General features: G+C 62.5%; 11 protein-coding genes. 7 read left to right on the forward strand and 4 right to left on the reverse strand.

The window, feature by feature from the left end; translation table 11 throughout:
• The first annotated feature begins 205 nt into the window (after positions 1-205).
• Entirely contained in the window at positions 206-1,450 is a 1,245-nt protein-coding gene (locus CD175_RS10565; protein WP_104448883.1) for a hypothetical protein, read from the forward strand.
• A gap of 72 nt (positions 1,451-1,522) precedes the next feature.
• Here the strand turns inward: CD175_RS10565 and CD175_RS10570 are convergent, their stop codons facing one another.
• Positions 1,523-14,521, reverse strand: coding sequence for a non-ribosomal peptide synthetase (locus tag CD175_RS10570; protein WP_104448884.1), 12,999 nt, complete (start codon positions 14,519-14,521; stop codon positions 1,523-1,525).
• Between the two features lie 384 nt (positions 14,522-14,905).
• Here CD175_RS10570 and CD175_RS10575 point away from each other — a divergent pair, with 384 nt between their 5' ends.
• On the forward strand, positions 14,906-15,454 hold the full coding sequence (locus CD175_RS10575; RefSeq protein ID WP_104448885.1) for an RNA polymerase factor sigma-70: 549 nt from the start codon (positions 14,906-14,908) through the stop codon (positions 15,452-15,454).
• 132 nt (positions 15,455-15,586) lie between these two features.
• Here the strand turns inward: CD175_RS10575 and CD175_RS10580 are convergent, their stop codons facing one another.
• The 3 genes from CD175_RS10580 to CD175_RS10590 all read right to left on the reverse strand — a co-directional run bounded on the left by CD175_RS10580 (position 15,587) and on the right by CD175_RS10590 (position 18,214).
• Positions 15,587-16,600, reverse strand: coding sequence for a GNAT family N-acetyltransferase (locus CD175_RS10580; RefSeq protein WP_104448886.1), 1,014 nt, complete (start codon positions 16,598-16,600; stop codon positions 15,587-15,589).
• 76 nt (positions 16,601-16,676) lie between these two features.
• Positions 16,677-17,435: a substrate-binding periplasmic protein gene (locus CD175_RS10585; RefSeq protein ID WP_104448887.1), complete on the reverse strand. Its 759-nt coding sequence runs from the start codon at positions 17,433-17,435 to the stop codon at positions 16,677-16,679.
• 152 nt (positions 17,436-17,587) lie between these two features.
• Positions 17,588-18,214 carry a TetR/AcrR family transcriptional regulator gene (locus CD175_RS10590; protein ID WP_007973446.1) on the reverse strand — a complete coding sequence of 209 codons (627 nt, stop codon included), beginning with the start codon at positions 18,212-18,214 and terminating at the stop codon, positions 17,588-17,590.
• A 177-nt stretch (positions 18,215-18,391) separates the two neighbouring features.
• On the opposite strand from CD175_RS10590, the gene CD175_RS10595 reads away from it, so the two are divergent.
• The 5 genes from CD175_RS10595 to CD175_RS10615 are packed head-to-tail and all read left to right on the forward strand — an operon-like array spanning position 18,392 to position 24,672.
• Positions 18,392-20,194: an acyclic terpene utilization AtuA family protein gene (locus CD175_RS10595; RefSeq protein WP_104448888.1), complete on the forward strand. Its 1,803-nt coding sequence runs from the start codon at positions 18,392-18,394 to the stop codon at positions 20,192-20,194.
• Positions 20,195-20,206: 12 nt separating this feature from the next.
• Positions 20,207-21,076, forward strand: coding sequence for an SDR family oxidoreductase (locus CD175_RS10600; RefSeq protein ID WP_007973449.1), 870 nt, complete (start codon positions 20,207-20,209; stop codon positions 21,074-21,076).
• Positions 21,077-21,079: 3 nt separating this feature from the next.
• The gene (gene atuC, locus CD175_RS10605; protein ID WP_104448889.1) at positions 21,080-22,696 is read left to right on the forward strand and encodes a geranyl-CoA carboxylase subunit beta; all 1,617 of its coding nucleotides are present in this window, start codon (positions 21,080-21,082) and stop codon (positions 22,694-22,696) included.
• Positions 22,697-22,720: 24 nt separating this feature from the next.
• Positions 22,721-23,878, forward strand: a complete 1,158-nt coding sequence (gene atuD, locus CD175_RS10610; RefSeq protein WP_104448890.1) for a citronellyl-CoA dehydrogenase — start codon at positions 22,721-22,723, stop codon at positions 23,876-23,878.
• Entirely contained in the window at positions 23,875-24,672 is a 798-nt protein-coding gene (locus CD175_RS10615; RefSeq protein WP_104448891.1) for an enoyl-CoA hydratase/isomerase family protein, read from the forward strand. The genes atuD and CD175_RS10615 overlap by 4 nt, the downstream gene beginning before the upstream one ends.
• Positions 24,673-24,785 lie beyond the last annotated feature (113 nt).

Genomic DNA, 24,785 nt, shown 5'->3' on the forward strand with positions numbered 1-24,785 from the left:
AAGACTGAGCGGCTGACCGGTCGCAGTCAATCGCCAGAATGTATGTGTTTGTATAAGCGCCATCGTGGGCAGGCGCTCGGAGCCATCGGTCGGAATCACCTTTTTCGCCAGTAAAACTGTCAAGTCTGACAGTAGCCGCCCCCCTGTTTCGAGAGCATATCTAACCACTGCCAAAATCGCCGATATAGCGACAGGAGTGGTTACCGTGGCTAAAAAAAAATCGCCGGAATTGCCGTACCCCAAAGTCAAGTACGCAACCAGTGAGAATCTGCTCTATCCCCTGGATGCCATGAATGGCACCAAGGTCACCGTTGCCTTTGAAGGCATGAGCAAAAGACACCGGATTCAATTGCATTGGGACGGGCCACCAGGTGCAGGCACGCCCACACTGCCGGTTGTCGATGGACGTGCCAGTGGCAGTGTGGTGATTCCGATCGATGCGTCAGTCATCGGTGCCTGTGTCGGTAAAACCATTCCCGTTTGGTACACCGCGACACTGGACGATCAGACGCAAGAGTCTTACCGACTGGAACTGACAGTCGAAATGATTGAACCTGAGGACCTGCCAGCACCTGAATTTTGTGATCTGGAATTGGTTGAAGGCGATTGGTGGCTGGACATGCGTTGGTTTCCCGGCAATGCCCGGATCGCCCTGCCAAAGTGGCCCCTCATTGCCGCCGGACAGCGCTTGTGGATCCTGTCTGTAGGCAATGAACACCTGATTGGCAACTACCGTTTCGCGTGGGTAGTGGAAAACCACGTCGTGACAACTCAGGAAGCCGAGTCTGGAGGTGAATTTGAACTGGAGCTCTCGCGCACCTGGCTGGCCGGTTGTGAGGACTACTCCTCTGTCACCTTGAATGTGGCCGTGACGTTCGACGGTGCACCCGGAACACCGCCGGTAGACCCTTCGGTCTCCCTCTTGCCGGAAAACGGCCATGAGCTGCTTCACACCACGGCCAAGCTACGGGTGACTGAAATTGAGGAGTTCGACGACTTTGAAAGCTATCCGAAAAAAGAGTTCCTCGGACCTGGCAGCACTATCGACACACGTCTTTTGAAGTTTGGATTGCCTCAAGACTCTCACACGGGCATCGGGCTGCATGTCGTGCGAACTCCCCCCGAAAACTATCCAGAAATGCTTAAGGGGCAGGCGTTGGCGCTTTGCTGCGGAGGCGCACCAGAGCAATTGCGGCGAGCACGCTTACTGCTCAAATGGAAGTGCAGCCGCATCAGGTTTGCCTACGCGACAACCGGCGAAGGTGCGACCTTCAAGTTCATGGGCGAGGGTGATTTATTGCTAGAGGAGCGCTGGGTTGAAAGCCGGACATGGGTTAATTTTCAGACCCCGCAAGGTCACCTGCTCCATTACATCGAAGTGGAAAGTTTAAAGCACGGATCTATCGATAACCTGACCATCTGGCACCAGGGAGAACCCAATCCCGTCTGAGCATCCGACAGTACGTCGATGCAGTCTGCATCGACGTACTGTCAGCGTGACCCGTTTAACGGTGATGGAGATCTACAACCCCTCCAGCTCCGCCATCAGGTCATTCAGGCGATCCACCTTCTCCTCGGTGATCTCGCTGGCCGCCAATCCGTCGATGTACCCGGCCAACGCCTCCACCGTGCTGCACTCGAACATCGCCCGCAACGGCACGTCCCGTTGCAGGGTTTTCTGCACCCGTGAGGCGATCTGCGTGGCCAGCAGCGAATGCCCGCCCAGTTCGAAGAAGTTGTCGCGAACACCCACCTTCTCGACCTTCAGTACCTCAGCCCAAATGTCCGCCAGGGTCTGCTCCAGGTCATTGCGCGGCGCCTGGTAATCCTGGCTCTGCATCTGGCCGATCTCCAGCGCCGGCAGGGCCTTGCGGTCCAGTTTGCCGTTGGCGTTCAGCGGCATCTTGTCCAGCCACAGCCAATGCAGCGGCACCATGTATTCCGGCAGGTCGGCGCGCAGGCGTTGGTTGATTCGCTCCAATCCCTCGGCCGAACTCAACGCAACCTCCGCCGCGACCAGATAGCCCACCAGATGCTTGCCGTTCGCCCCTTCCTGCACACCCACCGCCGCATCGCGAACTTCCGGTTGTTCATGCAGGCGCGCCTCGATTTCACCCAACTCGATGCGGTAGCCGCGAATCTTCACCTGATGGTCGATGCGCCCCACGTACTCCAGCACGCCGTCACTGCGACGGCGGGCCAGGTCGCCGGTGCGATACAGGCGCTCGCCCGGCGCGCCGAACGGGTTCGGCACAAATACCGGAGCCGTGCGCAGCGGGTCGCTGACATAACCGCGCCCGACCCCGGTGCCGGCGACGCACAGTTCACCCACGGCACCCAGCGGCACCAGTTCCAGTGCGCCATCGAGCACATACAACAGGTTATTGTCAGTCGGCGTACCGATCGGCAAATAGCTGCCGCGGCTCGAGGCCAGGTCGACACGGAAGAACGCCACATCATCCGAGCACTCCGCCGGACCGTAGGCATTCACCAGGCCGATCTGCGGATAGCGCAGCAACCATTGATGCGCCAGTTCCGGCGGCATCGCCTCACCGGTCGGCAGCATCCAGCGCAGGCCGTCGAGGCTCATGCGCTCCTGGGCGAGCATGCCCTGGATCAGCGATGGCACGCTTTCCAGCACGGTGATGCCCTGGGCCGCAACATGCGCCAGCAAACCCTGCGGATCGTGGGCGATGGTGTTCGGCACGATGTCCACCCGCGCGCCGAACAGTGGCGCGGCGAGGAACTGCCACACGGAAATGTCGAAGCTTTGCGAGGCGGTCTGGGCGATCACGTCGGCGTCGCTCAGGTTCAGGTACGGCACTTTGCTCAATTGGTTATTGAGCATGCCGCGCTGCTCGACCATCACGCCTTTGGGCAAACCGGTGGAACCGGAGGTGTAGATCACATAAGCGAGGTTGTCCGGGCCGCTGTAGATGCCTGGGTTGTCCGCCGACAGCGCAAGGGCCTGGACCTCCTCCCAGACCAGCAGCCGTGGCCGGCTGGCGCAGCCGAACTCGTCAAGCAAGGCCTGCGCCTGTTCACGGCACGCTTGCGTGCACACCAGCAGTGGCGTGCGGCTCAGTTCGATGATCCGGCTCAGACGCTGGCTGGGCAGGCCCGGGTCCAGCGGCAGGTAACCCGCGCCGGCCTTGAAGCTGCCGATGATCATGCCCAGCAGATCGAGGCTGCGTTCGGCCAGCAATGCCACCGGTTGATCGCGCCCGACGCCGGCGGCGATCAATGCATGACCGAGACGGTTACTGCGCTGGTTCAGCTCCAGATAACTGTACTGCCGGTCAAGACCGGTGGCGGCAATCCGCTGAGGGTGGCGGGCGACCTGCGTCTCAAACAATGAAACGTAGCTCTGCTCCAGCGGATACTCGTGTTCGCTCTGGTTGCAACCATGGAGGAGGAAGTCCTGCTCCTCGGCCCCCAGCAACGGCAGGTCGGCCATGTCGCCATGGAAACCTTCCACCAGCGCCAGCAGCAAACGCTTGAACTCGCCAAGCATGCGCTCGACCGTGGCTTCATCGAAGTAGCGCTGGTCGTAGGACAGGTGCAAGCCCAGGTCATCCCCCGGATAGCACACGGCCGTCAGCGGGAAGTTGGTGTGGGTCCGGCCCGAATCCGAGGTCGCGTTGAGGCTCTGCGCACGGTCCAGCACCGAGACTTCCACCGGGGCGTTTTCGAACACGAACAGGCTGTCGAACAGTGGCTGCCCCTTGGGCAGCTCGCTTTGCTCCTGGATGCTCACCAACGGCAGGTATTCGTATTCACGCAGTTGCATGTTGCTGTCGAGCAGACCGCTGAGCCACTGGCGCACGCTGCATCGCTGGCCGTCCTCGGGCATTTTCACCCGCAGCGCGATGCTGTTGATGAACAGGCCGACGGTGCGCTGCATCTGCGGCATCTCCACCGGACGCCCGGCCACGGTGACGCCGAACAGCACGTCGCGATCACCGCTCAAGCGTCGCAGCACCAGCGCCCACGCCGCCTGGGCGAAGGTGTTGATGGTCAACTGATGGGCCTGGGCCAGTTCGCGCAGTTGCGCACCGTCACGGGCATCGAGCCTGGTGTAGCGGTCGCCGACGATCATGCCGCCACTGTCGCCGGCATGTTCACGCAGGAACGGCCGGTCGCTCGGGATCGGCGTGGTCCGCTCAAACCCCTGCAGGTTGGTTTTCCACCATTGCCGCGCTTCGTCCAGGCTCTGGCGTTGCAGCCAGCCAATGTAGTCGCGATAACGCGACACAGGCCCAAGCTGCGCTTCCCGGCCTTCGCCGAGGGCGCTGTAGATCTCGAAGAAATCGTTCATCAGCAGCGAGCGGCACCAGGCATCGATGAGGATGTGGTGGTTGCTCATCATGAACCAGTAGCGCGCCGCGCCGACCCGGATCAGACGCAAGTGGAACGGCGCCTGGTTGAGCAGATCGAAACCCGCCTCGCGTTCGGTCTTGAGCAAGGTTTGCAGCTTCGGCTCTTGCTCGGCCTCGGCGATATCACGCCAGTCGAGGTACTCGATCGGTGTGCTGCCCGGCTTGTGGATCACCTGCAGCATGTCCGCGCCGACGTTCCAGCAGAACGACGCGCGCAATGCTTCGTGGCGGGCGACGACGGCTTGCCAGGCCTGGGCGAAACGCTGCGGATCCAGCTCGCTGTTGATGCGGTAGCGGTCCTGCATGTAGTACAGGCCGGTGCCCGGCTCCAGCAAGGTGTGCAACAGCATGCCTTCCTGCATCGGGGTCAACGGGTAGACGTCTTCGATAGCGGCGGCCGGCACCGGCAGCGCATCCAGTTGCGTCTGATTGAGCTGCGCCAGCGGGAAGTCCGACGGCGTCAGGCCACCGGCGTCGTCGCGCAGGCAATGCTCGATCAGACTGCTCAACTCACCGAGGTAGGCATCGGCCAACTCGCCGATGGTTGACGGATCGAAGCGTTCGGCGCTGAACGTCCAGCGCAATACCAGTTCACCGCCATACACCTGACTGTCGACGCTCAGCTCGTTGGGTAGCGGTGCATTGGCATCGTGGGCCGCGCCGACGGCTTCATCCAGTGGATGGAACAGCGCGTCCGCACCGAAGCTCTGGTCGAACTGGCCAAGGTAGTTGAAGGTAATCGGTGCCTGCGGCAACGCCGCCATGCTGTGGCGACTCGGCTCATCGGCGAGGTAACGCAGCACGCCATAACCCAGGCCCTTGTGCGGCACGGCACGCAGCTGCTCCTTGATCGCCTTGATCGAGGCCCCCTGCCCAGCGGCTTCTTCGATGTTCGACGGCGTCAGGCGCAACGGGTAGGCACTGGTGAACCAGCCCACCGTGCGGGTCAGGTCGATGTCGTCGAACAGCGCTTCGCGGCCGTGGCCTTCCAGCTGGATCAGCGCCGATGGTTGACCGTTCCAGCGGCACAGCACGCGGGCCAAGGCGGTCAACAGCAAGTCGTTGACCTGGGTGCGATAGGCACTTGGCGCCTGCTGCAGCAACTGCCGTGTACGCTCGCTGTCGAGACGCACGCTGACGGTTTGCGCATGACGGTTTTGCCGCCCGCCTTCAGGGTGATCGCAGGGCAGATCGGCACATGGACCGGCCAGTTGCGCCTGCCACCAGCCCAGCTCTTCGCGCAGGGACTCGCTGCCGGCGTAGGCCTGCAAGCGTGCGGCCCAGTCCTTGAAGGCGCTGGTTTTCGCCGGCAGTTTCACCGACTGCCGTGCTTCCAGTTGGCGATATACGGTTTGCAGGTCATCGAGCAGCACCCGCCACGACACACCGTCCACCACCAAGTGGTGAATGGCGATAAACAAGCGTTGCTGGCCTTCAGGGCCATCGACCAGCAACACGCGCAGCAAGGGTCCCTGTTCAAGGTCGAGACTGCGCTGGGCATCGGCGAACAAGGCCGCGCATTTATCCATGGACGAAACACGCACTTGCCACAACACCGGCGCATCGGAGACCGGCTGGTGCAAGGCCTGCCACTGGCCGGCATCCTTGCCAAAGCGCAGGCGCAAGGCGTCGTGCTGTTCGATCACCGCCAGCAACGCCTGCTCCAGGCGATGAGATTCCAGCACCACCGTCGGTTGCAACAACAACGCCTGGTTCCAGTGTTGGCGTTGCGCGATATCGGTGTCGAAGAACCAGTGCTGGATGGGTGTCAGGCGCGACTCGCCCATGATCAAGCCCTGCTCGGCGTTGACCTGCTCGCTGCGGGTGGCCACGGCGGCGAGGGTCTGCACGGTCTGGTGCTGGAACAGGTCGCGAGGGCTGAAGTGAATACCCTGCTGCCGCGCCCGGCTGACCACCTGGATCGACAGGATCGAGTCGCCGCCCAGTTCGAAGAAGTTATCGTTGAGACCGACCTGCTCGACGTTCAGCACTTCGCACCAGATCTGCGCCAGCGTGACTTCGAGCTCGTTGGTCGGCGCCAAGTAGTCTTGGCGATTCCACTCCGGGTCCGGTGCCGGGAGCGCACGGCGGTCGAGTTTACCGTTGCCGGTCAACGGCATACTTGCCAGCAGGATCAGGTGCGTGGGCACCATATAATCCGGCAGTTGCGATTTCAGATGCACCTTGAGGGCTTCGCGCAACATCGATTGCTGCGCTTCGTCCTGTTCGGCGACATCCGTCACCAGATAGCCGACCAGTTGCTTGCCGCTCGGTGCGTCAAGCGCCAGCACGACCGCCTCACGGACTGCATCATGGTCCAGCAGGCGGGTTTCGATTTCACCGAGCTCGATGCGGAATCCGCGAATCTTCACTTGGTGGTCGATGCGTCCAAGGTATTCCACCAGGCCATCGGCACCCTGGCGCACCAGGTCACCGGTGCGGTAGATACGCCCGCCATCGGCGGCAAACGGATCGGCCACAAAGCGCTCCGCTGTCATGCCCGGACGCTGGTGATAACCCAGGGCCAGGCCCGCGCCACCGACGTACAACTCGCCCGTCGCGCCTTGCGGCACCAACGCCAGGTCGGCGTCGAGAATGTAGGCCACGCGGTCGCCGATCACACTGCCGATCGGCACGCTGCCGGCGCCCTCTTCCAGCACTTGCGGAGCAAGACTGGCCAGCGGCATGACCACGGTCTCGGTCGGGCCGTAGGCGTTGAAGAACCGGCTCGGCTTGAACGCTGCACGAATACGCGCCAGGTGCTCACCGGTCAGCGCTTCGCCGCCGGTGATGATCATGCGCACCGGCAGGGTCTGGTCCTGGGTCGCCAGCCATTGCGCCAACTGGCTGCCGTAGCTCGGCGTGAAACCGAGTACGTTGATCTGATGACGACGGATCAGGCCGCAGATTTCTTCCGCATCCCACTGCCCTTGCGCTCGCAACACCACGTGCGCGCCACTGAGCAACGGCACCAGCAACCGCTCGGTGGCGGCGTCGAAGTTGATCGAATAGAAGTGCAGCTCGCAGTCGTCGGGGCGCATGCCGAAACGCTCGATCACCGCGCGGCAATGCATGGCGATTTCACCGTGGGACACCACCACGCCTTTCGGTTTCCCGGTCGAGCCCGAGGTGTAGATCAGGTAGGCCTGATGTTGCGCCAGACTGATCGACGGCAGCTCGCTGGCAGGGAAGTTGGCCAGCGCAGCGGCGTCTTCTTCAAGACACCAGCGGCCGACGGTCGCTGGCAACTCGCCCAGGGCCTTGAACATCGCCGCATCGCTGAGCAGCAAACCGATGCCGCTGTCTTCGATCATGTAGTGCAAGCGGTCCAGCGGGTATTCCGGATCCAGCGGCACATAGGCGCCGCCCGCCTTGAGGATCGCCAACAGGCCGACCACCATTTCCAGCGAACGCTCGAGTGCCAGGCCCACACGAACCTGGGGGCCGACACCACGTTCGCGCAGCATCCAGGCCAGGCGATTGGCGCGGCTATCGAGTTCGGCGTAGCTCAGGGTCTGCCCGGCGAAGGTCAGTGCCGGCGCGTCCTGGCGCACCAGGGCTTGCTCGGCGAACAGGTAATGGATGCACTGATCCAGCCGATGTTCGCCCGCCTCGACGCCGAGGCTGTCGAGCAGACGTTGTTGCTCGCCGGACGCCAGCAGCGGCAGTTCGCTCAAGCGTTGTTGCGGATCGGCAATCAGCGCCTCCAGCAGGTTGCGCCAATGCCCGGCCATGCGGGCGATGCGCGGTTCGTCGAACAGATCGGTGCTGTAGGTCAGGCAGCAGCCGAGGCGATGGTCGAGGTCGGTGACTTCCAGGTTGAGGTCGAACTTGGTCGCGCGGGCATCGTTGGCCAGGTACTCGACCGTCATGCCAGCCAGGGTGCGGCTTTGCTGGAACTCCCAGCGCTGCACGTTGCACATCACCTGGAACAACGGGTTGTAGGCCGCACTGCGCGGCGGTTGCAAGGCTTCCACCAGATGATCGAACGGCAGGTCCTGATGGGACTGGCCTTCGATCACCGTGTGCCGCACCTGCTCGAACAGCTCGCCGACAGACATCTGCCCGTCGAGCTGGCAGCGCAGCACCTGGGTGTTGAGGAATGCGCCGATCAGCCCTTCGCTTTCCGGACGAATGCGGTTGGCCACAGGCGCGCCGATGCGCAAGTCGGTCTGGCCGCTATAGCGGTACAGCAGGGTCGCCAGTGCGGCGGTCATGGTCATGAACAGGGTCAGGCCGTGTTGTGCATTGAAGGCACGGACCCGGGCCGCGAGCTCGTCGCTCAGGTCAAAGCGATACAGCTCACCCTGATGGCTTTGTACCGGCGGACGCGGACGATCAGCCGGCAACTCCAGCAGCGGATGCTCATGGCCCAGTTGCGTGGTCCAGTAATCGAGCTGACGCTGACGCTCACCCGACTCCAGCCACTGCCGTTGCCACACGCTGTAATCCAGGTACTGCACCGGCAACGGCGCCAGCGGCGACTCACGGTCGTCGACAAAGGCTTCGTACAGCGCGCTGAGTTCCCGGGCAAAGATGTCCATCGCCCAGCCTTCGGTGACGATGTGGTGCAGGGTCAGAACGAAGTAGTGTTCCTGCTCGGCAGTCTTGACCAGGCACGCACGCAGCAGCGGTCCGGTTTCCAGATTGAACGGCTGGTGCGCTTCGTCGTCGGCCAGTTGCTGGACCTGCCACTCCCGGCCTTCGGCATCCAGTGCGGTGAAATCCTTCCACGCCATGCGCACGCCGGTCTCCATGTGCACCTGTTGGCGAGCGACGCCGTCAACGCTCGGGAATGTCGTGCGCAGGGTTTCATGGCGCATGATCAAGGCTTGCAGGGCCGCTTCGAAACGCGCGACATCCAGCACGCCGCGTAGCCGCGCCATGCCGCCCACGTTATAGGCCGGGCTGTCCGGCTCCATCAGCCAGAGGAACCACATGCGCTGCTGAGAATAGGACAGCGGCACCGCCTGGCGACGGTCGATTGTATCAATCGGCGGCTGTTTGTTGGTGCTGCCGCTGGCCTGGATCAAGCGGACCTGTTCGGCAAATGCACCCAGCTCGCTGTGTTCGAACAGCGCCCGCAGCGGCAACTCGACGTCACAGGCCTGACGGGTGCGGGAGATGATTTGCGTGGCCAGCAGCGAGTGGCCGCCGAGGGCAAAGAAATCATCGCGCAGGCCGACTGGCGTCAGACCCAGCACTTCGCGCCAGATGCCGGCGATCTGTTGCTCCAGTTCGGTCACGGGCTCAACGTGTTCGCGAACCTGCCACTGCGGTTCCGGCAAGGCACGACGGTCGAGTTTGCCACTCGGGCCGAGGGGCATTTGGTCCAGCCGCATCAGCTGGGCCGGGACCATGTATTCCGGCAGCTGAGCCGTCAGCGCCGCTTTCAGGCGAGTCGATTGAGCATCGATGGATTCAGCAGTATCGGTGGTGGTGAAGTAACCGATCAGTTGTCCACCCGCCGCCGTTTCGCGCACCAGCACCACCGCTTGGGCGACACCCGCCTGCGCCAGCAGACGGGCTTCGACTTCTTGCGGCTCGACGCGGAAGCCGCGCAGCTTGACCTGCTGATCGAGGCGACCGAGATACTCGATCACGCCATCGCCAGTCCAGCGTGCACGATCACCGGTACGGTACAGACGCGCGCCGTGCTCGCCCAACGGGTCGACGACAAAGCGTTCGGCAGTCAGGCCCGGACGGCCCAAGTAGCCACGCGCCAGACCGCTGCCACTGATGCACAACTCCCCCGGCACACCGGCCGGAACCGGATTGAGCTCGCTGTCGAGCACACGGCAGATCACATTGCCCAGTGGCCGGCCAATCGGCGAGCGTTCACCATCGGCGCTGGAGCACTGCCAATGGGTGACGTTGATTGCGGTTTCGGTCGGGCCGTAGCGGTTGTGCAACTGTACGGCCGGCAGTTGCGCCAGCACGCGGTTGCGCAGCTCCGCAGGCAAGGCTTCGCCGCCGGAGAATACGCGGCGCAGGCTCGTGCATTGCGCGCTGAGCGGTTCGTCAATGAACAACGAAAGCAGCGGCGGCACGAAGTGCAGCGTGGTCACCCCGTACGCTTGCACAAGCTGCGCGATGCGATGCGGATCGCGGTGTTCGCCGGGGCCGGCAATCAACAGGCGACTACCGGTGATCAGCGGCCAGAAGCCCTCCCACACCGACACGTCGAAACTGATCGGCGCCTTTTGCATCAGCACGTCGGTTTCGTTCAACTGATAGGTCTGCTGCATCCATTGCAGGCGCTCGGCCAACGCCGCGTGGGTATTGCCGACGCCTTTGGGTTGACCGGTCGATCCCGAGGTGTAAATCACATAGGCGAGGTTGTCGCCCTGCAGATGCAGGCCCGGCGCCTGGCTTGGCCAGCTGTCCAGGTGCAAGGTATCCATGGCGATCACACTGACGCCCTGGCTGGCCGGCAAGCGATCGAGCAAGCAGGTTTGCGTCAGCAGCAATTCGACACCGCTGTCGCTGAGCATGTAGGACAGGCGCTCGGCCGGGTAGTCCGGATCCAGCGGTACATAGGCACCACCGGCCTTGATGATCGCCAGCAGGCCGATCAGCAGTTGCGGCGAACGCTCGCAGGCAATGGCCACGCACACGTCCGGACCGACGCCCTTGTCGCGCAGGTAGTGGGCCAGGCGGTTGACCTGGGTGTGCAGTCCGGCGAAGTCCAACTGACCGCCGTCCCACAGCAGCGCCGTGCGCTGCGGGGTCAGCCGGGCTTGTTCGTCAAGCAGTTCCGGCAGCCATTGACTGGCCGGTGTGCAGGGTGCAACGGACCAGTTCGCTTGTTGATGGTGCTCAGGCTCTGTGAGCAGTTGCAGATCGCCGAGGGCCGTTTGCGGACGCTCGCAGACTTCACGCAACAGGTTGGCGTAATGCCCGGACAGACGCTCGATGGTCGCCGCATCGAACAACTCGCTGGCATAGTCGAAGGACAGGCTCAGGCGACCGTTGCGATCTTCCTCACTGTGCAATTGCAGATCGAACTTGGCTTCGCGGCTGTGCCACGGCAGCTCATCGGCCAGCAACCCCGGCAGGCGTTTCAAGGCACTGAGGTCGCGCTGCTGGTGGTTGAACATGACCTGGAACAAACCCTGTTCACGGGCCTGCGGGAAGGCTTCAAGCAGTTGTTCGAACGGCAAGTCCTGATGCGCCTGCGCACCCAGCGCTGCCTGACGGGTTTGCCCCAGCAGTTCGGTGAACGGCAGCCGTGAATCCACCTCGGCGCGCAGCACCTGGGTGTTGATGAAAAAACCCATCAGGCCCTGGGTTTCCAGGCGCGGACGGTTGGCGTTCGGCACGCCGATGCGGATGTCACGCTGACCGCTGTAGCGATGCAATAAGGCCTGGAACGCGGCGAGCAGCAGCATGAAGGAGGTCGATTCGTGGGCCTGGGCGGTCTGGCGAATCCCATCGCTGAGGGCTGCGCCCAGACGCACGGTATGGCGGGCGGCGCTGTGCAGTTGTTGTGCGCAGCGTGGATGATCGGTGGCCAGGCTCAGGGTCGGATGCTCATCGCCCAAACGGGCTTTCCAGTAGGCCAGTTGCCGCTCGCCCTCCCCTTGCGCCAGCCATTGGCGCTGCCAGCTGGCGTAATCGGCGTACTGCGTCGGCAATGGCGCCAGCAGCGCTTGCTGGCCTCGGGAGGCCGCCGCATACAGGCGTGAGAACTCGTCGATCAGCACATTCAGCGACCAGCCGTCCGCAATGATGTGGTGCATCGTCACCAACAACTGATGGTCTTCGTCGTCGAGGCGAACCAGCGTCACCCACAGCAGCGGGCCTTTCTCCAGATCGAACCGGGTCCGCGCTTCATCCTCGCGGATTTGCTGCGCGCGGGCTTCACGCTCGGCAGCTGGCAGATCGCTGATGTCGATCATTTGCAGGTTGAACCCGGAGGCCGCAACGACCTGTTGCAACGCCACGCCATCACGCTCGAAGAAGCGCGTGCGCAAGGATTCGTGGCGCTCGATCAACTGCTGGAAACTGGCGCGCAATGCGTCCTCGTCCAGCTCGCCACGCAAGCGCAAGGCACCCGGAATATTGTAGGCGCTGCTGTGGGGGTCGAGTTGCCAGGTGATCCACAAACGGTTTTGTGCCAGCGATTGCGGCATCGGTTGCTGGCGCGACAGCGCCGTGATCGCACCCTGGGCCAGGCCACCGTCCTGTTGCTGACGGGCCACGGCATCGGCGAATGCGCCGAGGGTCGGGGCTTCGAACAGCAGGCGCAGGTTCAACTCCAGTCCCAGCGCTTCACGCAGGCGCGCCACCACTTGCGTCGCTGCAATGGAGTTGCCGCCGAGCAGGAAGAAATGATCGTCGGCGCCCACCTGCCCGACCTGCAATTGCTCGCACCAGATCCGGCCGATCAGGTTTTGCAGCTCAGAGCCCGACTCGACCTGGCTTGCACTTTCGGTGCTGGCCGACGGGAACACCGCGTAGCTGTCGAGGCTGCCGCCCGCCAGTCGACTGCGGCACGCCGAGCGTTGCAATTTACCGCTGGACGTCTTGGGCAGCGCACCCGGATTGAGCAGCACCACCACGCTCGGTGCTTCCTGGTACGCCTCGGCGACGGCCTGGCGAATGGCCTTGATCAAGGACTCGGGCGGCAGGATTTTCTGCACGCTGCGGCTGATTTCGGCGACGATGCCGATGCCCTCCTGACCATCGACCGTGACGGCAAAGGCGGCAACGCGGCCCTTGCGCACCACTTCCACTTCGCGCTCGACGGTCTGTTCGATGTCCTGCGGGTACAGGTTGTGCCCGCGCACGATCAGCATGTCCTTCAGGCGGCCGGTGATGAACAGTTCACCGTTGCGCATGAAACCCAGGTCACCGGTTCGCAGCCAGGTCTGGCCGGCGTGCCGGACGAACGTCCTGGCGGACGCCTCAGGGTTGCGCCAATAACCGAGGGCGATGCTCGGCCCGCTGGCCCAGACTTCGCCGACGGCGTTGTCGGCCTGTTCGCTGAGCGAGACCGGGTCGACGATCAGCACCGCGTGAGCCGGCTGGCTGATGCCACAACTCATGATCGGGCTGCCCTCGCCCGCTTCCACCCGGTTCTGCGCCAGGGCCTGATCGTCCACCTGCAGGTTGCCGATGCCTTCGCCGCGCACTGTGCCGGCCACAAACAAGGTGGCTTCGGCCAGACCGTAAGAGGCCATGAAGCTGTCCGCGGTGAAACCGCAGGTCGCGAACTTCTCGGCGAAGCGTTCCAGGGTGTCGAGGCGAATCGGTTCGGAACCGGAATACGCCACGCGCCAGCCACTCAGGTCCAGCCGTTCCAGGGCCGATTCGCTGACCCGCTCGCTGCACAGGCGATAAGCAAAATCCGGCCCGCCGCTGATGGTGCCGCCGTATTCGCTGATCGCTTCCAGCCAGCGCAACGGCCGGCCGAGGAAGTACGCCGGCGACATCAACACGCAAGGTACGCCGCTGAAAATCGGCTGCAGCAAGCCGCCGATCAGGCCCATGTCGTGGTACAGCGGCAGCCAACTGACGATCACGTCGTCGGGGTTGAGGTCGATGCCGAAGCCGTGACGAATCAGCAATTCGTTGGCCACCAGATTACCGTGGCTGACCTGCACGCCCTTGGGCAGCGCAGTAGAGCCGGAGGTGTATTGCAGGAAGGCGATGTGATCGTCCTGCAAATCCGCCGCGACCCAGCGGTCGGCCAGCGCACCGTCGAGGGTGTCGACACACAGCAACGGCGGCGCCCCTTCGATTGGCTGCAATGCATCGCGCAGCCCGGCGCTGGTCAGCAGCAGGCGCGGTTGGGCATCGCTGATGATCGACAGCAGGCGTTCCTGGTGATGACGACGCGTCGACTCCGGCGGGTAGGCCGGCACCGCGATCACCCCGGCGTACAGGCAACCGAAGAACGCCGCGACGTAATCCGGGCCGCTGGGGAACAACAACACGGCGCGGTCGCCAACATCCGCTTGAGCCTGCAAGGCGCCGGCAATCGTCCGCGCCCGCTGATCCAGCTCGCGATAACTGAGCACCACAGCCTGTTCCGGGGTCTCGGCAAGAAAACGCAGGGCCACCCGATCCGGCGTCAGGGCCGCGCGGCGCTGAAGGGCTTGGACCATTGTGCTGGGGAGTTCGAACGCGTCGGTCATGAGGTTTCCTGCCTGATTTCGGCTTGGTAGGAGCGAGCCTGCTCGCGAAAATCCGGAGAACACCGCGGGGTGTCAGGCGCCCATCGTCATCGTTGACGACCATCGCGAGCGAGCTCGCTCCTACGGGGTGATGAGGGTTGCGCTGTGCAATTCACCAATGAGAACGGATGACGTCTTGAAATAATTAGTCGCCGGGTTGCAACGCCAGGCGGACTGAAGGGGGCGTCAACGTGTCGCAGTTCGCACTCTGCACTTTTGCCGTGCAGTAATTCTTTTTCTCATTTGACAATCATTATCATTAAGCCTAATTTGTCGCTCGATTGTGCAGGACGGCCCCCCGGTTTATCCCCGTCCCACTAACCTTTTGGCAGCAGGGTGATTTCCATGATGGAACCAGTATCCACAAGCAGGTGCGATACACCGCTACTTCAGGCATTCGTCGATAATCGACTGATTCTGGTGAAGATCGCAGCCCGTATTACCGGTTGCCGCTCACGTGCCGAAGATGTTGTGCAGGACGCGTTCTTCCGGTTGCAATCGGCCCCGCCCATCACCAGTTCGATCAAGGCCCAGCTCAGCTACCTGTTCCAGATCGTGCGCAACCTGGCGATCGACCACTACCGCAAGCAGGCGCTGGAGCAGAAGTATTCCGGCCCTGAAGAGGAAGGGCTGAATGTGGTGATCCAGGGTGCGTCACCGGAAACCTCGCACATCAATTTCTCGACGCTGGAGCACATTGCCGATGCGTTGACCGAATTGCCCAGCCGCACCCGCTACGCCTTCGAGATGTATCGCCTGCACGGCGTACCGCAAAAAGACATCGCCAAGGAACTCGGCGTCTCGCCGACCCTGGTGAACTTCATGATTCGCGATGCGCTGGTGCACTGCCGCAAGGTGTCGGGGAATCGTGGCGATACGGTCGCTCGCCACTAAGATCTGATAGTTCAGCGCCTTCATCGCGAGCAGGCTCGCTCCCACATTTGCCCTGTGTTCCCAGGACCCTGTGGGAGCGAGCCTGCTCGCGATGGGGCACTCAATACCGCCAAAGATCTTGAGCTTTGAGCCTCAGGCCAGTGCGCACCGATCGAAAAACCGCTCCCGCCCCAACACCATCAAGGCCGCGCGCTTGTGCGGGAAGTCGAATTCCTTCTCGCAGTGAAAGCACTGGTTGTGCATGTACCCGATCATCTTCGCGTTATCGGCACGCGGCTCGGCCACTACGCGCTGCGTGCGCGGATCATCGAGAAACAGGTAATGCACCAGCGCCGATAACCAGCTCGCCACCTTGTGTGGACCGCGATGGCTTTCCTCACCCACCAGCATGTGAATGCCACGGTCGTAATCGCCGGCATCATAGAAGGGTGCGATGCGATCCTCCTTGGCCCAGTAGGCTTCGAAGTAAGCGAACGGCTTATCGTCGAAACACCCGATCAGCGTCAGGGTGTGCGGATCGGCCTCGAGTTTGCTCAGGTATTGGCGATGCTGTTCGAGACTGCCCTCCTCCTGCCAGAAGCTGGCGACACGCGGACTGTTCTGCCAACGATTGAAACGGGCCAGGTCCTGCTCGATTTCCAGGGTACGCAGGGAAACCCAGGCGCCCAGCCGCGCATCGAATCGTCGATACACCTCATCCCGGGGTTTCACCGCTCGCAGCGGATGACGCTTGCCACCGGTGATGACCATTTGCTGTGGGTAGCTGCCGGTCATGGAATGCCCCAGCCATGGCTGCGGCAACTGCCAGAACAAGGTGCGCTCGCAGCAATACTGGCCGTTGACGGGAGTCGGAATCAGCAAACCACTGAGCACAGCTTCGTGCGGCACCTCTTGCAGTTGCCAGACCAGGCGCTGACAGTCGGGGTCGCGAGCGAACAGCCAGTAACAGGCCGCCCATATCGCTTGCCCTTCGGGGTGACTGAAGCGCTCAAGCAATTGCACGTGCAACTCGGGGCCACGATTGAGCCGCAGGGTGAGCAAAGGCTGCCCTTCCAGGCTGAGGCTCAGGCGGCCTGGCGTTTCATCAGCGGCAAGACGACTGCCGGTCGGCAGGCACAGGGCAGTCAGGTCATTCAGATTGGACATGGGGGCGGGCTCACGATAATCGTCGACAGTTCAACGAGGTGACGTCAGCCACGGCGGGAAATTTAGGAAAAGAACGTCAATTGACGACTTGAGGTGCCGGTTCGTTGTGCGGGACCGGCACCACCGCAATCTTGTACGGATCGAAAATCCTCAGCATCTGGCCACTGTCCCGCAAGCCTTGCAACAACTTGCCGAAGGCCTCACCACTGATGGGGGCCGCCGGGCGCAGGATGGCGTAATGGTGATAGACCTGATCGATGCGATCGGACGCCAACAACTCCTTGGCGACATTCGGATTGCGCAAAAAATAGTCGTTCAGGTAAGAGCGCGTGACCAGGGCGATGTCGGCGCGACCGCGTAACACCATCAGCAGATTGCTGTCATGGGAATAGGTCAGCGTGGCGTTGTAGTTTTTCGCCAGGTACTGGGGCTCGGCATTGAAGTTGGCAAACTCGTAGTGATAACCGCTGAAGAGTGCCAGGCGCTTGCCGCTCAGGTCGGCAAAATAGCCTTGCTGCCGATCGGGTAGGCGTTGCGCGACAAAAATCTCGGCGTCTTCCAGCCCCATGTCGACGGCGGTATGGGGAATGTCTTCCCAACCCCAGGCCGGATTTTCGAAGATGGCCATGTCGACCCGGCCCTGCTTCAAGTCACCGAAACGCCGTGGAATGGACGTGGGCACCAGGACAAACTGATAGTCACTTTGCGCTGCGTTCAGGGCCTCGACCAACTGCGGCAGCAACCCGGTATCGGCCCCGGATTCCGGACGCACGGTGTAGGGCGGAAAATGCGCGGCACCAATGCGCACCAGTTGCGCAGCCTGGGATGGCAGCATCGTTAACACCGCAAGCGTCGCGAGCAAAAACCGCGAAGCTGTCCGAATTGGCGACCCCCTCAAAACAAGCTCACTCCCAATAAAACGGCATCGATGACTTCAAGCTAGGCGTTTTCGTCAAGTTAGCCAGTTTAATGCTGGCCAACACAAGTTTATTGCCGGTCTTCCAGCACCAGAATCAACGCTTCATCGGCCAACTGATCAAGGCTCATGCTACCGCCGGCGCGAAACCAGGTGGTGGTCCAGGACAATGCGCCGGTCAGGAAGCGACGGGTGATGAACACATCGCCGCGGATAAACCCGGCGCTCTTGGCTTCGCCCAGTACTTGCAGCCAGATGTCTTCGTAGATTTCGCGCAGCGCCAGGACCTTGGCCTGGCCCTCTTCGGACAGCGAGCGCCATTCGTAGACCAGCACGGCCATGGCCTCGCCGCTGCCGCCCATGATCGACTGCAATTCACAGCGGATCAGCGCCAGCACCCGTTCGCGCACATTGCCGGCCTCGGCAATGGCCGCACGCATCAACGCGGTGTTGTAGCGGATGGTTTCCTCCATCACGGCGCGCAGGATTTCGTCCTTGCTTTTGAAGTGATGGAAAATACTCCCGGACTGAATGCCCACGGCGCCGGCCAGATCGCGCACGGTGGTGCGCTCATAGCCTTTATTGCGGAACAGGTGGGCCGCCACTTGCAGCAGCTTGCCACGGGCGCTGTCCGGGTCGGTCAATTGGCCGTCGTCCACCAATTCACGCATGACCCTCAGGGCTTTTTGCTCGTCCACCCGTTCTCTCCTACAGTCGATCAATCAATAACGCCGATCACCCCGAAAACAGCGGGGTTGCGCCGGCAATTTAAGCTCAAGGATGCAACCAAGCAAGCGCTTGGCAGAAGATAATCCAGTCATTTACAAACCAAGCGCTTGCTTGGTAATGTCGACGCACTTGAGTTGGAGGTAGCTATGGAACGGACTGCGCCAAAATCAATTCGCATCGGTTGCGCCAGCGCCTTCTGGGGCGATACCTCGACCGCTGCCGCGCAACTCGTGGAACACGGGCATCTGGACTATCTGGTCTTCGACTACCTGGCCGAGATCACCTTGTCGATCATGGCCGGCGCACGGATGAAAGATCCCCAGGCCGGGTATGCGGGCGACTTCATCGAAGTGCTCGCTCCCTTGCTGCCGCAGCTCGCACAACACAACATCCGGGTCATCAGCAATGCCGGCGGGGTCAATCCCCAAGCCTGCGCCGCCGCCCTGCAAGCGGCCTGTGACAAGGCCGGGGTGGCGCTGAAAATCGCCGTGCTGCTGGGTGATGACCTGCAACCGCAATTCAAACAGCTGGGCAGCCAAGGCATTCATGAAATGTTCAGCGGTGCGCCCCTGCCATCGAGGTGCGTCTCGACCAATGCCTACCTCGGCGCACCCGGCATCGTCGAAGCCCTGCGTCTGGGCGCGGACATCGTGATCACCGGGCGCGTGGTCGACAGTGCCGTGGTCAGCGCCGCGCTGGTGCATGAGTTCGGCTGGTCGTGGCACGACTACGACAAGCTTGCCCAGGCGGCATTGGCCGGGCACATCATCGAATGCGGCGCCCAGTGCACGGGCGGCAACTTCACCGATTGGCGCGACGTGCCCGACTACGAACACATCGGTTTTCCCATCGTCGAAGTCAGCGCCGACAGCCAGTTCATCGTCAGCAAACCGCAAGGTACCGGCGGGCTGGTCACGCCACTGACGGTGGGTGAACAGATGCTGTATGAAATCGGTGACCCGCGTGCGTATCTGCTGCCCGATGTGGTGTGCGATTTCACTCAGGTCAAACTGCTGCAACAAGGCAAGAACGCGGTGCAGGTACACGGCGCCAAAGGCCTGCCGCCGACGGCTCAATACAAGGTCAGCGCCACGTACCCCGATGGTTTTCGCTGTACCGCCAGTTGCCTGATTGCCGGCATCGATGCCGTCGACAAGGCGCGCCGAGTCAGCGCGGCGATCATCAACAAGACCTCGGAAATGTTCAGCCAGCGCGGCTGGGCGCCGTACAGCGAGGTGAATATCGAGTTGCTGGGCAGCGAGGCCACCTATGGCCCCCACGGCCAGCGGCAGGACAGCCGCGAAGTGGTGATCAAACTCGCTGTGCGCCATCCGGACAAGCAGGCCTTGATTGTGTTCTCCCGGGAGATTGCCCAGGCGGCCACCGGCATGGCGCCAGGGCTGACCGGCATTGTCGGTGGTCGGCCGACGGTGTATCCGCTGATCCGACTGTTCTCGTTCCTCATCGACAAAACCGCCTGCACGCTGGACATTGATTTCATGGGCCAGCGCCACCCGTGTGCCCTGCCCGCCCTCGATACGCTTGACCCGCTGGACCTGCCAGCCCCGTTCGTTGCGCCGAAGCCGACCGGCCAGGCCGACGCCAGCGTGGCTCTGGTCAAACTCGCGGTCGCCCGCTCCGGCGACAAGGGCAACCACAGCAACATCGGCGTCATGGCCCGCGATCCCGAATTCCTGCCATGGATCGCCGAAGCCCTGACCCCGGAAGTGATCGTCGACTGGATGGGCCACGTCCTCGATCCCATCCACGGGCGGGTCGAACGCTGGTACTTGCCCGCCAGCCACAGCCTGAATTTCCTGCTGGAAAACGCCCTCGGCGGCGGCGGTGTCGCCAGCCTGCGCATCGACCCGCAAGGCAAAGCCTTCGCCCAGCAACTGCTGGAAATCCAGATCCCGGTGCCGCAGCGCATCGCCGACCAGTTCAACTAGAGGATTGCCGCCATGGCCTACGATTCGATTTTCAAAGCCGATTTGTTTGCCGGCCAAAACATCATCGTCACCGGTGGCGGCAGTGGCATCGGCCGCTGCACCGCCCACGAACTGGCGGCCCTCGGCGCCCATGTGCTGCTGGTCGGGCGCAAGGCCGACAAGCTCAAAACCGTTGCGGCCGAGATCGCCGAAGACGGTGGCAAGGCCGACTGGGCCGTTTGCGATATCCGCGAGGAAGAAGCGGTGACGCATCTGGTCAGCGAGCTCATTCGCAAGCATGGTCCGATCCATGGCTTGGTCAACAATGCCGGTGGGCAGTACCCGTCGCCCTTGGCCTCGATCAACCAGAAGGGTTTCGAAACCGTGATGCGCACCAATCTGGTGGGCGGCTTCCTGATGGCCCGGGAAGTGTTCAACCAGTCCATGAGCCAGCACGGCGGCGCCATCGTCAACATGCTCGCCGACATGTGGGGCGGCATGCCCGGCATGGGCCACTCCGGCGCGGCACGTTCGGGCATGGACAACCTGACCAAGACCGCCGCGTACGAATGGGGTCATGCCGGCGTGCGGGTCAACGCCGTGGCGCCCGGCTGGGTTGCCTCCAGCGGCATGGACACCTACGAAGGCGCCTTCAAGGCCGTGATCCCGACGTTGCGCGAACACGTACCGCTCAAGCGCATCGGCACCGAATCAGAAGTCAGCGCGGCGATCGTTTTCCTGCTCAGCCCGGCAGCGGCGTTCGTCAGCGGCAGCACCCTGCGCATCGACGGCGCCGCCAGCCTCGGCGGGCGTGCCTGGCCGATCCATAAAGCGACCAACAGTGAGTCGTACAACGGTTTCCACCGCGCCTACATACCCGACGTGTTGAAGGACAAGGAATAACCCATGCCGGTGATTCAGTCGCAACTCGACCCCCACAGCGAGTCGTTCGTCCAGAACCGTACGGCGATGCTGAGCGCCATCGAACAAGTCTGCGCACTCGAACAGAACCTGCTGGACAAGGCCGCAGAAGCCAAACCCAGGTTTGAAAAACGCGGTCAGTTATTGCCCCGCGAGCGCCTCAATCTGCTGCTCGACCCCGGTGCGCCGTTTCTCGAACTGGCGAGCCTGGCCGGCTACAAGCTGCACGACGACAAGGACGGCAGCTCCGCCGGTGGCGGCTTGATCGCCGGCATCGGCTATGTGTCTGGCGTGCGCGTGCTGGTGGTGGCGAACAACAGCGCGATCAGGGGCGGGACCATCTCCCCCACCGGCTTGAAGAAATCCCTGCGCCTGCAACAGATCGCCATGGAAAACAAACTGCCGGTGATCACCCTCGCCGAAAGCGGCGGCGCCAACCTCAATTACGCGGCGGAGATTTTCGTCGAAGGCGCGCGCAGCTTTGCCAATCAGGCACGGATGTCGGCCATGGGCTTGCCGCAGGTGACTGTGGTGCACGGCTCGGCCACGGCGGGCGGTGCCTATCAGCCGGGCTTGTCGGATTACGTGGTGGTGGTGCGCGGCAAGGCCAAGCTGTTTCTCGCCGGGCCGCCACTGCTCAAGGCCGCCACCGGCGAAGTCGCGACCGATGAAGAACTGGGCGGCGCCGAGATGCACGCACAAATCGCCGGCACCGCCGAATACCTGGCTGAAAACGACGCCGACGGTGTGCGACAGGTACGAGAGATCGTCAGCCTGCTGCCGTGGAACGAGCAGTTGCCCCAACCGCCCGAACGACGCTGGGAGGAGCCGCTGTACCCCATCGACGAACTGCTCGGCCTGATCCCGGATGACCCGAAAAAACCCTACGACGTGCGCGAAATCATCGCCAGGATTGCCGACGCTTCGAACTTTCTTGAGTTCAAGGGCGAGTTCGATCAGCAGACCGTCTGCGGTCACCTGAAAATTCAGGGACGCGCCTGTGGCTTCATCGGCAACAACGGCCCGATCACGCCCAAGGGCGCGAGCAAGGCCGCGCAGTTCATCCAGCTGTGCGACCAGAGCCAGACGCCTTTGCTGTTTTTCCACAACACCACCGGGTTCATGGTTGGCACCGAATCCGAACAGCAGGGCGTGATCAAACACGGCGCGAAGATGATTCAAGCGGTGGCCAACGCACGAGTGCCGAAGCTCACCATAGTCGTCGGCGGCTCCTACGGTGCCGGCAACTATGCAATGTGCGGGCGCGGCCTCGACCCGCGCTTCATCTTCGCCTGGCCCAACAGCCGCACCGCCGTGATGGGCGGCGCGCAAGCGGGCAAGGTGCTGCGCATCGTCACCGAGGCCAAACAGGCCAAGGACGGCCTGGTGCCCGATCCGAAAATGCTCGACATGCTCGAACAGGTCACCGCGCAGAAACTCGACAGCCAGTCCACGGCGCTCTACGGCAGCGCCAATCTGTGGGACGACGGTTTGATCGACCCGCGCGATACCCGGACCTTGCTCGGTTACTTGCTGGACATTTGTCACGAGGCCGAGGTGCGGCCATTGCAAGCCAACAGTTTTGGCGTAGCCCGGCTCTAGGCCGGCTCAAGGAGAACAATAAAAATGATCTTCACCCAGGAACACGAAGCACTGCGCCGCACCGTGCGCCAATTCGTCGAGCACGAGATCAACCCGCACGTCGAGGAGTGGGAAAAGGCCGGGCGCTTCCCCATCCACGACATCTTCCGCAAGGCCGGTGATCTCGGCTTGCTGGGGATATCCAAACCGGAAAAATTCGGTGGAATGGGGCTCGACTACAGCTATTCGATCGTCGCCGCGGAAGAATTCGGCACCATCCATTGCGGCGGCATCCCGATGTCCATCGGCGTGCAGACCGACATGTGCACACCGGCACTGGCCCGTTTCGGCTCCGATGAATTGCGCGACGAATTCCTGCGCCCGGCCATCAGCGGCGAGCAGGTCGGCTGCATCGGTGTTTCCGAAGTCGGTGCAGGTTCCGACGTCGCCGGGCTGAAAACCACTGCGCGCAAGGACGGCGACGATTATGTGATCAACGGCAGCAAGATGTGGATCACCAACTCGCCGAGCGCCGACTTCATCTGCCTGCTGGCCAATACGTCGGACGACAAGCCGCACATCAACAAGTCGCTGATCATGGTGCCGATGAAGACGCCCGGCATCAGCTTGAGCTCGCACCTGGACAAGCTCGGCATGCGCAGTTCGGAAACCGCCCAGGTGTTTTTCGACAACGTGCGCGTGCCGCAGCGCAACCGCATCGGCCATGAGGGCGCGGGGTTCATGATGCAGATGCTGCAGTTCCAGGAGGAGCGTCTGTTCGGCGCGGCCAACATGATCAAGGGCCTGGAATATTGCGTCGACAGCACCATCGAATACTGCAAGGAACGCAAAACCTTCGGCAATGCGCTGATCGACAATCAGGTCATCCACTTCCGTCTCGCTGAACTGCAAACCGAGATTGAATGCCTGCGGGCGCTGGTCTATCAGGCCACCGAGCAATACGTCAAAGGCCAGGACGTCACGCGCCTGGCCTCGATGGCCAAGCTCAAGGCCGGGCGGCTAGGCCGCGAAGTCAGCGACAGCTGCCTGCAATATTGGGGTGGCATGGGCTTCATGTGGGACAACCCGGTGGCCCGCGCTTACCGCGATGTGCGGCTGGTGTCGATTGGCGGCGGCGCCGACGAAATCATGCTGGGGATCATCTGCAAGTTGATGGGCATCCTGCCGGGGAAAAAGAAATGAACAACCTGCCGGTTTGCCAGACCTTGCTGCTGGAACTGCACAACGGCGTGTTGCACGTCACCCTCAACCGCCCGGAATGCCGCAATGCGATGAGCTTGCAGATGGTCGCCGAGTTGCGCGCGGTGCTGGCGGCGGTACGCGATAAACCAGGGGTACGCGCACTGGTGATCGGTGGCGTCGGCGGGCACTTCTGTGCTGGCGGCGACATCAAGGACATGGCCAACGCCCGCGCTCAGGGCCCAACTGCGCATCGGGACCTGAACCGGGTGTTCGGCGCGCTGCTGCAAGAGGTGCAACACGCACCGCAAGTGGTGATCACGGTGTTGCAAGGCGCGGTACTCGGCGGAGGTCTCGGCCTGGCCTGCGTCAGCGATATCGCCCTGGCTGATCACCAGGCGCAATTCGGCCTGCCGGAAACCAGCCTGGGTCTGCTGCCGGCGCAAATCGCGCCATTCGTCGTCCAGCGCATAGGCCTGACCGAGGCCCGGCGGCTGGCCCTGACCGCGGCGCGTTTTGATGGCCACCAGGCACGGCGCATGGGGCTGGTGCATTTTGTCGAGCATGATCCGCAGGCCCTGGCCGAGCGTCTCGATGAGGTGTTGGCCCATGTCTTGTGTTGTGCGCCGGGGGCGAATGCGGCAACCAAGAAACTCCTGCTGGCGAGTGCCGGACAACCGTCGGATGCCCTGCTGGATCAGGCTGCCGAATGGTTCAGCGAAGCGGTGACCGGAGCAGAAGGCGTCGAGGGAACGATGGCCTTCGTACAAAAACGCAAACCGGGTTGGGCCATTTAAAAGCTTCGCTGGCAAGCCAGCTCCTACAGGGTTTGTGTGTGACATGAATCCACTGTAGGAGCTGGCTTGCCAGCGATGAAGCCCGAACAGACACCGCACAATCTGAGAGACAC

Origin of the sequence: Pseudomonas laurylsulfatiphila (assembly GCF_002934665.1) — a bacterium.
Classification (GTDB): Bacteria; Pseudomonadota; Gammaproteobacteria; order Pseudomonadales; family Pseudomonadaceae; genus Aquipseudomonas; species Aquipseudomonas laurylsulfatiphila.

Excerpts from the sequence above, each read along its gene's own strand:
- CD175_RS10570 (WP_104448884.1), bottom strand. The coding sequence starts at position 14,521 with ATGACCGACGCGTTCGAACTCCCCAGCACAATGGTCCAAGCCCTTCAG.
- CD175_RS10575 (WP_104448885.1), top strand. The coding sequence starts at position 14,906 with ATGATGGAACCAGTATCCACAAGCAGGTGCGATACACCGCTACTTCAG.
- CD175_RS10580 (WP_104448886.1), bottom strand. The coding sequence starts at position 16,600 with ATGTCCAATCTGAATGACCTGACTGCCCTGTGCCTGCCGACCGGCAGT.
- CD175_RS10585 (WP_104448887.1), bottom strand. The coding sequence starts at position 17,435 with ATGCTGCCATCCCAGGCTGCGCAACTGGTGCGCATTGGTGCCGCGCAT.
- CD175_RS10595 (WP_104448888.1), top strand. The coding sequence starts at position 18,392 with ATGGAACGGACTGCGCCAAAATCAATTCGCATCGGTTGCGCCAGCGCC.
- CD175_RS10600 (WP_007973449.1), top strand. The coding sequence starts at position 20,207 with ATGGCCTACGATTCGATTTTCAAAGCCGATTTGTTTGCCGGCCAAAAC.
- atuC (WP_104448889.1), top strand. The coding sequence starts at position 21,080 with ATGCCGGTGATTCAGTCGCAACTCGACCCCCACAGCGAGTCGTTCGTC.
- atuD (WP_104448890.1), top strand. The coding sequence starts at position 22,721 with ATGATCTTCACCCAGGAACACGAAGCACTGCGCCGCACCGTGCGCCAA.
- CD175_RS10615 (WP_104448891.1), top strand. The coding sequence starts at position 23,875 with ATGAACAACCTGCCGGTTTGCCAGACCTTGCTGCTGGAACTGCACAAC.